Consider the following 12776-nt stretch of genomic DNA (forward strand, 5'->3'; position numbering starts at 1 on the left):
TGGCAATCCATTCGCCCGAGATGGCCGCAGAGACCATCATCGATGGAGTCCGCAAAGGCCGCGCCCGGGTAGTGATCGGCTGGGAGGCGAAGGCTCTTGATGTGCTGGCTCGAGTCATCGGCCCGTCCTATCAGCGGATCATCGCGACAGCGGTGGCGAAATTCTTTCCCTGGGCGAAGTAAACCGAGCCGCTGAAAACGGCGCTATGCCAACTGCGCCCGATTCCTAACGTAGAGGCAGGGGTTCGGGTCCCCTTAGCTCCACTAGAAACCGCAGGTCACAGCCCGGGGGACCTCGAGGTCAGCGAATTTCTCAACGAGTTCTCAGCGGACCGTTTGTAGGCTGGCGCTCCCATGTTCAGGATGCGCTTCTACGCTTACCAGGCAAACGCGTCGTGCGCTCGATTTGGTTACGGGGCAATATGATTCACGCGGTTTATCGGGATGATACCGACGACAGTCACACGCCGTCGATGAGCGGATTTGGTCAGGCTCGATCGCTACGACCCCGCGAACTAGCGCAGGCATCGGTGATGGGCGCTCTGTGCGCGGCGATTGCGATCATTGCGGTCGTCCTCCCGCACGCAGGTGGGCTGGGTCTGCTGGGCGCTGTGCCGATGGGGGTGCTGGCCTACCGCTATCGGATCCGCGTTCTGATCACCGCGACGGTCGCAGCCGCTGTGATCGGCTTCTTGGTAGTCGGCTTCAGCGGCTTCGGGGCGGTCGCGCTCTGCGCCTATGTCGGCGGGCTGGCTGGAATCGTGAAACGGCGCGGTCACGGCCTGCCGACCGTCGCCGCGGCGTCCTTTGGCGCCGGTGGTGTCGCCGGTGCCGTGGTGGTCACCGCGTTGACGGTCCTGGAGCCGCTTCGGCAGCTGTTGTTCCACGCGATCACCGCGGCCGTGGACGGACTCGCGACAGTCCTGGCGCGGGTGCCGCACCTGCAGGCGGTCGCGCAGGAGGTCAAGCGGATCTTCACCGGAGCATTGGATTACTGGCAGTGGCTCGCCCTCGGATTCGCCGTCGTCGCCATCATGGGCGCCTCGCTGATCGGTTGGTGGGCGCTCTCGCGCGTGCTGGAGCGGATGGGCGGCATTCCCGATGTGCACAAACTGGACGCGTCGACCGGCACCGGGCCGATCCAGCCGGTCCCGGTGCGGCTGGACGAGGTGCGGCTGCGCTACCCGCACACCGACCACGACGCACTGCGTGCGGTCAGCCTGAATGTGCGGCCAGCCGAACACGTTGCGGTCACCGGTGCCAACGGCTCCGGGAAGACCACGCTGATGCTGATCCTGGCCGGCCGCGAACCGACCTCGGGCACGGTCGAACGCCTTGGTGCGGTGGGTCTCGGTCAACTCGGTGGCACCGCCGTCATCATGCAGCACCCGGAAAGCCAGGTGCTGGGCACGCGGGTCGCCGACGACGTGGTGTGGGGACTGCCTCCCGGCAAGACCACCGATGTCAACCGATTACTCAGTGAAGTCGGGCTGGACGGGCTCGCCGAACGCGACACCGGCGGCCTGTCCGGCGGGGAACTGCAGCGCCTCGCCGTGGCCTCTGCGCTGGCGCGGGAGCCGGCGCTGCTCATTGCCGACGAGGTCACCAGCATGGTCGACCAGCAGGGCCGGGACGCGCTGCTGGCCGTCCTGTCCGGTCTCACCGACCATCACCAAACCGCGCTGGTGCACATCACCCACTACAACAACGAGGCTGATTACGCCGACCGCACAATCAATCTCAGCGACTCGCTGGATAACACCGCCATGGTCGAGACTGCGGCCCCGCCCACTCCGACGGTCACGGCAGGACACCACTCTCACGTGCCGGTGCTTACTCTCGCAGGCGTCGGCCACGAATACGGGAATGGCACCCCCTGGGCGCAGACCGCGCTCCGCGATATCAGCTTCGTAGTGCATGAGGGCGACGGGCTTTTGATCCACGGCGGCAACGGCTCCGGTAAGTCGACGCTGGCGTGGATCATGGCCGGCTTGACGGTACCCACCACCGGTACTTGTCTGCTTGACGAGCGGCTCGCCTCTGAGCAGGTCGGCGCCGTAGCGCTCCAGTTCCAGGCGGCCCGATTGCAGTTGATGCGCAGCCGTGTCGACTTGGAAGTGGCTTCGGCGGGCGGCTTTTCACCTGACGATCAGGGTCGCGTAGCAGAAGCGCTGGCCGCCGTCGGCCTGGATGCCGCGCTGGCCAAGCGGCCCATCGACCAGCTCAGCGGCGGCCAGATGCGGCGCGTGGTCCTGGCCGGATTGCTCGCGCGGTCACCGCGGGTATTGATCCTCGACGAGCCGCTCGCCGGACTAGACGCCGCTAGCCAGCGCGGTCTTGTGCGGCTGCTCGCGGACCGGCGCCGTGACACCGGTCTGACCGTTGTTGTCATTTCACATGACTTCGCGGGGCTGGAGGACCTATGCCCACGCACTCTGCACCTGCACGACGGTCTGCTGGAACCGGCGCCGGCAGCGGCCCAGGTAAGTGAGCTGACGGCGCGCCCGCCGACGCAGCACCGGACCCGCCGCCCACGTCGACCCGTTGTGCTGCTGCGCCCCGTGCCCGGGCCCTCCGCAATCCACGAGCTGTGGGCCGGCACCAAACTAATTGTTGCCTTTGGCATTTCGATGATGTTGACGTTGTATCCGGGATGGATGGCGATCGGTCTTGTGGCCGCACTGGTGCTGGCGGGAGCGTGGGTCGCCCATATCCCCCGAGGCGTGCTGCCGTCGCCGCCGCGCTGGCTGTGGATCATGCTGGCCATCGTCGGTATCACTGCGACATTGGCCGGTGGCAGTCCGCAAATCCAGGTGGGCACGGTCGCGCTCGGTCTCGGGGGCCTATTGGAATTCCTGCGTTTCACCGCGCTGTCGGTCGTGTTGCTCGGGATGGGCGCGCTGGTGTCGTGGACGACCAATGTTGCCGAAATCGCCCCCGCAGTCGCCACTTTGGGTCGCCGACTACGACCATTGCGCGTCCCGGTCGACGACTGGTCTGTCGCATTGGCGCTCGCACTGCGCACCTTCCCGATGCTGATCGATGAGTTCCGGGTGCTCTACGCTGCTCGCCGGTTGCGGCCCAAAGCGAAACCGCCCACCCGCAGGGCCCGTCTCAGGCAATTGGCGGCAGACGTGATCGACCTGATTGTTGCGGTTATCACAGTGACACTGCGACGGGCCGACGAGATGGGCGATGCGATCACCGCCCGCGGCGGCACCGGTCAGATCTCGGCGGTCCCGTCGAAGCCGAAACGTGCTGACTGGATGGCACTTTCGATCGCGTCGGCGGTGTGCGCGGCCGTCTTGGCGGCAGCGTTGCTGTTGGGCGTCTAGCGGCCGACAGCTCTCAGAACCGCACCAGTGCCGGCACGTCTGCGAGCGCGCAATTCGGGATGCGTTCGGCCGCGCGCAACAGGAAGTTGAGTTTCTCGATGCGCTCGCCCGACCGCGGCGCGCCGTTCTTCTGGAACGGCGCGCCTAGTCCCATCGCCAGGTCCATCACGACATCGTCGATGACACCGCCGGATCGGCCCGACGGGATCGTCAGAATGGCGTTCTGCGATGCGTATTCGAAGCAATCCAGTGCCTCGGCGATGGTCCCGACCTGATTGGGCTTGAGGATGAAGCCGTCGACAGCTGAGGTCGTGACGGCCCTTTCCAGGCGGTCTCGGTTGGTGACGATCAGATCGTCGCCGAGGATGATTGAGCGGTCAATGGTCTGCGCCGCTTTGGTGAACCCGTCCCAGTCATCCCCGTTCAGCAGGTCCTCGATGAACACCATCGGGAAGTCCACCGATAGCGCCCGTGCGTAATCGATCAGGGCCTCCGCGGTCACCCGCTCGCCGTTGAATGCGTACGTCTGCGAGCTCTTGTCGTACACCTCGCTAGAGGCACAGTCCAGTGCGAACGCCATGATGTCGGCACAGCCGGCGCGCTCGACAGCCTCGGACAGCACCTCCATGACGACACGCGGGTCGCTGGACGGAGCGACGTACCCGTACGACGATGCGATCAGCGGCGCGCGGCCCAGCCGTCGCGCAAGCACCTCGCCGAGCACGCCGAACAGACTCACGCCCTTTTCAACCGCCGACTCGATGGAGTCGGCGCGATAGGGCACGACGAGAAACTCGTTGAACGTCTGGAAGATATCTGCGTAGCGGCCGCCGTTGATCATGTTGAAGCTAGGCGCCGGCACCGTGGTCGGCGGTTTCAGTCCCAGCAGTCCACCAACATAGGTATAGGTGGGCGTGCCCGCCGCCGCGGACGCCGCGCGCAGCAGCGCGATCGAGGTGGAGTAGATGGCGTTTCCGCCAAGCCGATGCTTGTCCGGCGTGCCGTCGAGCTCGATCAGCACCCGGTCCAGGGACCGCGGGTCGTCGAGTTCCGCGCCGACAAGAACGGGAGCGATTTCGTCGGTCACGGCCGAGACGGCGCGGTGCACGCTCAGCCCGTTGTATTCGGACCGGTCTCCATCGCGCAGTACGAACGCCTCGTGCGCGCCGACTGAACTGCCCGTCGGCGACGCGCCACGGCCGACATAGCCCGTGTCAGTGGTGATTTCAACCTCCACCAACGGACGGGCCTTGCAGTCCAGGACCTGGCGAGCGACTACGGATGCGATCTTCATCAACGAACTCCCCGAACTTGGGAGCGCCAGCTTATGCGGCGACCGCTGAGAAGCCGCTGAGAGACTGCTTGTCTTAGAACACCGCGACGCAGACCGCCACGAAGTGGCAAATCGCCGCGACTGCGGTACATCCGTGAAATATCTCGTGATAACCGAAGGTCGCGGGCCATGGGTCGGGCCAGCGTAGTGCGTAGAACACCGCGCCAAGGCTGTAAAGTGCGCCGCCGACCGCGAGCAGTGTCGCCGCGGCCACGCCAGCGTTATGCAGGATCGTCCCTGCGTACGAAACCGCCACCCAACCCAGCAGCAAATAGAGCGCTACGCTCAGCCAGCGCGGGGCGTCGGGCCAGAACAGCGTCAACGCCACTCCGGCCAGCGCCCCGCCCCACACGATTGCTAACACCTGATGCCCAGTCGACGGCGGCATGTCCAGCCTGGCGAACGGCGTATAGGTGCCCGCGATGAACACAAAGATCATCGAGTGGTCCAGCCGCCTCATCCAGCTCCTGGCAGCCGTCGAACCCCAACTGACACGGTGATACGTCGCGCTTACGGCAAACATCGCCACGATTGCCGACGTGTAGGCCAACGTGGCGTGCCCAGCTTGCGTCGATGCCACAGCCCACGACACCGCGACCAACGCCGAACCGGCTACCAGCGCCGCGTAGGCGCAATAAAGGTGGATCCATCCGCGCAACCGCGGCTTGCTCGGAACACTGGCGTCGGACTCGGCGAGCCGTCCGGTGCCGTGAAAATCAGAGGTCGGTCGGCGCGCCACGGACTGGGGGGCCGCATCGATGTGGTAGCTCAACATCCCTCCCTTGCTCGCAACCCGGATTGCCGTTAGCGTCTCTGCGCCAAGCAATCTGGGCCACAGATCCGTTGTTCGGTTTCATGGGAGTGCCAGGATATGAGGAGGTCGCTGAGAGGCCGCTGAGAACGGCATTGAGCAGGCTGACGGAGGCGGTCAGCTCCGCTGTTCTCAGCCGGCTCCCAGCCCTGCAGAATCAGACTATGTCGGTGTCTTCCCGGCCGCCGCGGCGAAGTGAGCTTGTGCGCCTGCTGCGCCTGCCCAGTTTGGGTATCTCTGCTCGCTCAGCCGCAATCTCGGCGGTGGTCGTCCTGGTCGTCCTTGCGTTCGCGGGCGCGGCCTTCGACCTGGTCTTGTATCGGTCGTTGTTAGCGGGTGTCGACGACGCCACCGCGGGCAGAGTTCGCGCCATTGTTGATGCCCTGCATTCGGATTCGCCCGACCATCTCGACAGCGTGCTTCTTACCACCACCCAGCGCGTGGTCGCGGTCCAACTGATTGCCCCTGACGGCAAGGTGGTCAAGCGGGCCGGGTCCGCGCCTGCGAAACCTCTGGTACCCATCACGGAGTTCAACTTCAACTTGCGCCGCGGCATGTCAGACGATGCGGTGCCCGACGACGACATGCGGGTGAGCGGTCAGCGGGTCAACACTGCATCCGGTGAGTACACGGTGCTCGTCGGCGGCGGTAGCGAGGCGGTCGAGGCGACTGTGCGGATTGTCGCGCTGCTTGTGGCTGGCGGCGCGCCGGTCATCAGCGGCGTCGCAGCAGCCGCCAGCTACCGGCTCGTTCGCCGGTCACTGCAATCGGTGGACGCCATCCGCAGCAGGGTGGCTGAAATCTCAACCTCCGATTTGGCCGAGCGGGTGCCCGTGCCTACGAGTCGTGACGAAATCTCGGCCTTGGCAGTCACCATGAACGAAATGCTGGCGCGCCTGGAAGCCGGCCACCGAGCGCAACAGCAGTTCCTCAGCGACGCCTCTCACGAACTGCGCAGTCCGCTGGCCACCATCATCTCCGGCTTGGAAGTCGCCGAGGCGCATCCGGAACTGCTCGATGCAGAATTGGCCATCGACACCCTGCTTCCCGAGGCGCACCGCATGCGGGTGCTGATCGAGGATCTGCTCTTGCTGGCCCGCGCCGATGAACGAAACCTGATGGTGCGTAAGGAGAAGGTACCGCTTGATGAGCTCGCCAAAGTGGAGGCTGCTCGGGTGCGGCGCGACGGCTGCACGATCCACACCGCGATCTCTGCGGCGCGTTTGATCGGCGACCGGGCAGCGGTCTCGCGGGTGGTTCGCAATCTCGTGGATAACGCTGTGCGCCATGCGAAATCGCGTGTCGACATCCATGTTGGCAGCCAAGACAGCAACGTTGTACTCACCGTCAGTGATGACGGGGGAGGCATCGCCTCAGCCGACCGAGCCCGGGTCTTCGAACGGTTTGTCCGCCTAGACTCAGACCGCGCCCGCAGTGGCGGAGGGACTGGCCTGGGCTTGGCGATCGTCGCCGAGGTCGTGGCCGCGCACGGCGGCACGGTCAGTATTGCCGACCGCCCTGGCGGCGGAACTTCCGTAATCGTGACGTTGCCTCAACAAGCCAACCGGTAGCCGACGCCTCGGATCGTCTCAATGGTGTTGGTACCGAAGGGGACGTCGATCTTGCGTCGTACATATCCCATATAGACCTCAACAACATTGTCGGGACCCTGATAGTGCGCATCCCACACATTGCGCAATATCTCGGCTTTCGTCACCACCGTGTCCTTGTTGCGCATCAGAAACTCGAGCAGCCCATACTCACGGGGAGTCAGAGTGATTGGGGTCGAATCGCGTTGGACCGTGTGCCGAGCAGGATCCAGTGACAGCGAACCAGCGGTCAATACCGTAGGCCGCTCTGGCGCACCGCGACGCACCAACGCGCGCAGGCGCGCTACGAGCACCCTGAACGAAAACGGTTTCGTCAGATAGTCATCCGCGCCGAGATCGAACGCATCGGTCTGGTCGTACTCGCCGTCTTTTGCAGTCAGCATGAGCACCGGTGTCCACACTTCCTGGGCCCGCATCCGCCGCAGCACCTCATATCCGCTGTGGCCAGGGAGCATGATGTCGAGAACCACGACGTCGAAGCTGTTCTCGATTGCCTCGTGTAGGCCGTCGACGCCTGTGCCGACGGCGACTACGACGAAGCCCTCGGCCTTCAACCCCCTAGACAGGGTCGCCGACAATCGTGGCTCGTCCTCAACAAGCAAAACTCTCACGTCGGTACGCTACTTCGCGGGCCGTGTGGGCGGAAGATCGCGGCGAATCAGGCGGGTCAGGCGCTACTCACCGGTTCCGCCCCGGCGCACCGCGGGCACCAGTCACATCCCCGATTTGGGTCGCCTTGGTGAAGGCAGGGGTTCGAGTCAACTTAGCTCCACCGGAATCCATGCAGTTCATAGCCTTAAAACCGCCTAGCACACAGGCCCCGTCACGACTGCCCCGTGCTGGTCATGTGCTCTATCGCGGCGTTGAGCAGTTGGGCCACGATGGCGAGCTCGGCCCTGTCTCGCGGTGGGTATACGTAGATGTAGGTGCTGGGAAGCGCTCGCAGCACACCCGCCAGGGGATGGCGCTCGCCCCACCCGGCGTCAAGGACGGTGGCGGCGTCGGCGGCGCTGAAGATCATGTGCATCGACCCGTCGTGCGGATGGATGTGTGCGGTCTCGCCCTCGCTAAGCCGCGCGTCGGCATGACCGGCGGCGGGGTCGCGGAGTGTGACCGCGGGGTTGTGTTTCTCGAAGTGACTGAGCCTGGAGTGCACCGTGTCGGCGTGCCTACCGAGCGCGTCCTCGAAGACGCCGTCCAGGGCGGCCCTCATCTCGGGCCCCGGGAACTGATCGAGCTGGCGGTGCGGGATCGGCCACGGGGCGATCGTGGGGCGCGGGCCATGGCGGCCAGGCAGCGGGCCGAGGTGGGCGGCGGCGCCCAGCGCACCGATCTGCGTGTCGTACACCTTGGTCGTGATCGGGTCGGCCTTGCGCAGCCGCAGGTAGCTGGTTATCAGCCAGCCCTTGGGGTTGGCTGGCAGCCCGCCTTCGCCGATGGCGAGCCAGGCGCGGTAGTCGCGGCGGGCCCAGGTGCCCGCGAGCGCGCCCGCCACGACGGCGGCTAGCGCAGCGCTGCGGCGCATTGTCCTGGATGCCACGCCACGGTCATGTGCGCCGCGAGGTGGCCAATTCTGTTGGCGCCCATGGTTCTCACACCGAAAGATCCTGTGAGATTATCACCGCGAAGACTAACTCAATGCTCAAGATCGTGGCGATGATGTACATTCCGGATCCCTTTCACGAAGCGATGTAGGTCTGTGGGTCGGTCACGGTCTGGCACGAGTGTCGCCAGGACCGCGAGTGTTCAGGCGGCGGCGGGCCCGCTCGATGTAGAAGTCGATGCTGTCTGGATTGGTCAGTGCGCCTTTGGCGATGGCGGTGGCGGGGTCATACCCGGCGAAGAGTTTCTTGACGGGTATTTCGGCCTTCTTGAGGGTGTGCGTCAGCGGAACGGCGGGGGCCGCAATGATTTCGTCGGGAACATGCCGGGGCGAGGTGTGCTGGCGAATGGTGGCCTTGAGGTGGGCGGCGAGTTCGTCGGTCAATTCGACGTCGTCGGCTAACACCACGAACAGCGGCATGTAGTAGCCGCCGTCGGGCTCTTCGGCCCCCACCACAAGGGCGTCGAGAACTTCGGGCACATGCTCGAGTGCGGCATAGATGTCGGAGCTGCCCAGACGTACTCCGCCGCGGTTGAGGGTGGCATCGGAGCGCCCATGGACGACGAACTCCCCCTCGGGGGTTTCGGTGATCCAGTCTCCGTGGGTCCACACCCCCGGAAAGCGCTCGAAATATGCGCCCGAGTAGCGGGCGCCGTCGGGGTCGTTCCACAGCGCTACCGGCATCGACGGGAGCGGCTTGGTGATCACCATTTCACCGACTTCGCCGATCACGCGGGCGCCGGAATCATCCCAGGCTTGCACCGCTACACCGAGCTCGGGGCCCTGCAGCCGACCCAGGTGGACTGGTTCGAGCGGGTTGGAACCGATGAAGGCACTGCAGATTTCGGTGCCACCTGAGTCCGATCCGAGATGGACGTCGGCTTTGACGTGTTCGTGCACCCACTGCCAGGTGGAGTTGGGAAGCGGTGAGCCGGTGGACATGATCGATCGCAGCCGCGACAGGTCCCAGTCGCGGCCGGGACGGAGGTTCGCGTTTTGTACAAGTGACAGGTAGGCCGCGCCGGTGGTGAACATGGTGGTGCCCGTGCGGGCGATGATGTTGAACTGGCGATCGGCACGCCCAAAGGTTGGGGAGCCGGCATAGGTGACGACGGAGGCGCCGCACATCAGGTTGTAGGCCAGGGTGTTCCACACCATCCACGATGTGTTGGCGCCAACGTAATAGACGTCGCCGATGCCCACGTCATGGTTGAGGCCATAGAACTTCAAGGCTTCCAACGTCATGCCGCCGTGCCCGTGCACAATGCCTTTCGGCTTTCCTGTCGTTCCCGACGAGAACAAGATCCACAATGGATGGTCGAACGGCACTGACGCATAGGCAGGTTCGGCGGTGTCGTTGACAAGTGTTGTGAAGTCCAGCAATTGCCGGCCGCTCGGGGCGTCGTCGGCATGGTCGGGATCGTTGACGACGATGGTGTGCCGCACGCTTGGCACCTTGTCTGGCAGCGCGTGCAGCTGGGCTCGGCAATCGATGTCTTTGCCGTTGAATCGGTAATGGCTGGCTCCAATGAGCACCACCGGCTGCAGCTGACCCAGTCGATCCAGCGTCGCGCTGACGGACAGCTCGGGCGAGTTGATCGTCCAGATCGCGCCGAGGCTCGCGGTGGCCAACAAGCAGATGATGGCCTCGGGAATGTTGGGTAGCACCGCCGCGACCCGCTCACCGGGCCGGACTCCGAGCGCGGAAAGCGCCTTGGCCAGCGCGGCGACCTGGCTGTGCAAGTCACGCCATGTCAGAGTTCGCACACGGTTGTCTTCGGTGATCGAGCGTATCGCCACGGTGTCGGCGTATTCGGGCCTAAGCGCGTGCCGCAGCATGTTTTCGGTGAAATTCATTTGCGCATCGGGATACCAGATCGCGCCAGGCATTCGCTCGACGGCGAGTGCGGGCGCGTTGAACCCCGCTCCGGTGACGCTGAAGTACTCGCGAACTGCGTCCCAAAACCCCGACACATCCTCGACCGACCAACGCCACACTTGGCGGTAATCGGCCAGGGTTATTCCACGATGCTCACCCATCCACTGCATGAAACCCGCTAATTGACAGTTCTTTTGCTGCTCAGCTGTTGGGCGCCAGGTTGCTGGCGGATCCGTTGTCGCATGCGTTGTCATGGTCGGGTCCTTTCTGCGGACGAGCGGACGGAGTCGCGACCGCGCAACCGCCGATGGCTGGCCCAGCCAGCGCGAGGGGAAGTCGGTCTGCTGTGGATGGCGGCGGGAGTGTGCACGACCAGGACCTGGGGCGCTTTACGCTAGGACGACGATTTTGCCGTGGAGGTGGCCGGATTGGCTGGCGTCTAGCGCCGCTGCGGTCTGCGACAGCGGGTAGGTACGCCAGATGGGTACGCTGAGGCGCCCCTGCTCGATGAGAGAGGCGATCTCGCGCAGTGCGGGACCGAGTTCGCTTCCGGCTCCGCCGATATGGACTTGGATGCCGGAGGGGGCAGCGTCGAACGCGACGAGGGTCAGGACGCGTTCGGGGCCTCCTGCGAGCTCGATCGACAGCGGGATTTCACCGCGGCCGGAGGCGTCGAGGACGGCGTCGACGCCCGTCGGAGCGATCGCGCGGACGCGGTCGAGAAGCCCCTCGCCGTAGGCCACCGGTTCGGCGCCGATCGAACGCAGGTAATCAAAATTGGACTCGCTTGCCGTGCCGATCACCCGCGCCCCGCGCGCGACGGCCAGCTGAACGGCGAACGTTCCTACACCGCCGGCGGCGGCATGGATCAACAGCGTATCGGTGGCGTGCACGCCGAGCTCGTTGAGCACGGCGTAAGCGGTGGCGCCGGCGCCGGCCACGCTGCCGGCCACTTCCCAGGCGATGTCGTCGGGTTTTTTGATCAGGCTGGCCGGATCGGCGAGTGCAAATTCGGCGAACGACGGTGTCAGTGAGGTGCCCATGACCGCATCGCCCACGCGGAATTCGGTCACCTCAGCGCCGACTTGATCGACGACGCCGGCGACATCGGATCCCAGGCCTGCGGGCAGCGTCAGCGTGAACTCCTGCTGCATGAGGCCCTGCATGGTTTTCCAGTCAATGGGATTGATGCCCGCGGCGCGCACCGCGATGCTCACCTGCCCGGGGTCGGGGCTGAGCGCGGGGACTTCGACCATGCGCAGCACATCGGTGTTACCGAATTCAGAGAACTGGACGCTGAAGGGCATATGTTCATTCCGATCTGATTGCAGGCGAGTCGATTCCGAGGTGTTGTCCCGGTCAGAGGTCGTCGGGCAGCAGGCCGAACGACTGGTAGAGCCGGACGTAGTCGACGGTGTCCCAGTGTTCGGCGGCGACACCGTTTTCGATCCGCAAGAAGTCGGCCGAGGCGAAGTCGACCTGGTGTCCGCTTGCGGTCACCGTGCCGTCCCAGACGCTGAGCGTGGCGATTCGGTCGTTTTCGGCGACGACGTGGGTGTGCACGGCCAGTCCGTCCGGCATGGCGCCGCGCCCGATAGCCCACGCGTTGCCGAAGTGGTCGCGCCCGTCCGGGGTCCAGCCGGTGTTTTGGATGTAGCCCACCGCCAAGGCGTCCACGGCGGTGGCCACGCCGGTGTTGATGGCGCCGTCGTAGAGGCGCCGCCCGACCGCGCGCGACTCGTCTCGAGTCGGCCGTCGGCCCGTGCGGGGTGCGTCGAAGTCGGTGCCGAGGCGCTCTTTGAAGATTCCGTCGGGCGCTTCGGCCACGCCCAGCATTTGCTGGAAGGTGGCGGCCACGCCGGGGACGGCGCCGAGCCTGGCCAAGATTCGGTAGGTGTCCATGACTAGCCATTGCTCGGAAAGTTGGTCGTCGCGCACGCGGAAGAAATGCGAGACCGAGGTCTGGATCTGTCGGCCGGTGGCGGGCACACCGTCGTAGTCGCCGGTGTGTGTTCCCGTGACGACGGTGCGCAATGCAATGAGGTCGTCCTCGACCAGGACGCCGATGTTTTCATGAACTTCGAAGTGCAAGTCTGCAAATGAGTTCCGAAGTGCTGCAAAGTATTTCTTCGTCCCGGTGCGGCTGCGGGCCCCGTCGAAGGCGTAGGACACGAAGTTGCGGGCGAGCACCTCGTCAAAAAGTGCG

9 protein-coding genes and 1 pseudogene are annotated in these 12776 nt (G+C 65.0%); 3 read left to right on the forward strand and 7 right to left on the reverse strand.

Going from position 1 to position 12776, the window contains the following annotated elements:
- Positions 1-182: pseudogene (locus VNW74_RS26900) on the forward strand (acetoin dehydrogenase); the annotation flags it as partial.
- A 290-nt stretch (positions 183-472) separates the two neighbouring features.
- The gene (locus tag VNW74_RS26905; RefSeq protein ID WP_325682533.1) at positions 473-3334 is read left to right on the forward strand and encodes an ATP-binding cassette domain-containing protein; all 2862 of its coding nucleotides are present in this window, start codon (positions 473-475) and stop codon (positions 3332-3334) included.
- Positions 3335-3347: 13 nt separating this feature from the next.
- Here VNW74_RS26905 and eno read toward each other — a convergent pair whose 3' ends face one another.
- Together eno and trhA are read right to left on the reverse strand one after the other, a co-directional pair.
- A complete protein-coding gene (gene eno / locus VNW74_RS26910) occupies positions 3348-4631 on the reverse strand; it encodes a phosphopyruvate hydratase (protein ID WP_325682535.1) in 1284 nt (427 codons plus the stop codon).
- A gap of 70 nt (positions 4632-4701) precedes the next feature.
- The gene (trhA, locus tag VNW74_RS26915; protein ID WP_414686790.1) at positions 4702-5439 is read right to left on the reverse strand and encodes a PAQR family membrane homeostasis protein TrhA; all 738 of its coding nucleotides are present in this window, start codon (positions 5437-5439) and stop codon (positions 4702-4704) included.
- Between the two features lie 209 nt (positions 5440-5648).
- On the opposite strand from trhA, the gene VNW74_RS26920 reads away from it, so the two are divergent.
- Positions 5649-7049: a HAMP domain-containing sensor histidine kinase gene (locus VNW74_RS26920; protein ID WP_325682537.1), complete on the forward strand. Its 1401-nt coding sequence runs from the start codon at positions 5649-5651 to the stop codon at positions 7047-7049.
- Here the strand turns inward: VNW74_RS26920 and VNW74_RS26925 are convergent.
- From VNW74_RS26925 to VNW74_RS26945, 5 genes are all read right to left on the reverse strand, one after another.
- Positions 7031-7699 carry a response regulator transcription factor gene (locus VNW74_RS26925; protein ID WP_325682539.1) on the reverse strand — a complete coding sequence of 223 codons (669 nt, stop codon included), beginning with the start codon at positions 7697-7699 and terminating at the stop codon, positions 7031-7033. The two genes, VNW74_RS26920 and VNW74_RS26925, sit on opposite strands and share 19 nt — an antisense overlap.
- Before the next feature lie 212 nt (positions 7700-7911).
- A complete protein-coding gene (locus VNW74_RS26930; protein ID WP_325682541.1) occupies positions 7912-8628 on the reverse strand; it encodes a hypothetical protein in 717 nt (238 codons plus the stop codon).
- Positions 8629-8796: 168 nt separating this feature from the next.
- Complete coding sequence (locus VNW74_RS26935) at positions 8797-10824, reverse strand: acetoacetate--CoA ligase (protein ID WP_325682543.1); 2028 nt, start codon at positions 10822-10824, stop codon at positions 8797-8799.
- 135 nt (positions 10825-10959) lie between these two features.
- Entirely contained in the window at positions 10960-11877 is a 918-nt protein-coding gene (locus VNW74_RS26940) for an NADP-dependent oxidoreductase (RefSeq protein WP_325682545.1), read from the reverse strand.
- 52 nt (positions 11878-11929) lie between these two features.
- The coding region (locus VNW74_RS26945; RefSeq protein ID WP_325682547.1) for an ester cyclase at positions 11930-12776 on the reverse strand (847 nt) is incomplete at its 5' end.

The organism is Mycobacterium sp., from assembly GCF_035570115.1.
Taxonomy (GTDB): domain Bacteria; phylum Actinomycetota; class Actinomycetes; order Mycobacteriales; family Mycobacteriaceae; genus Mycobacterium.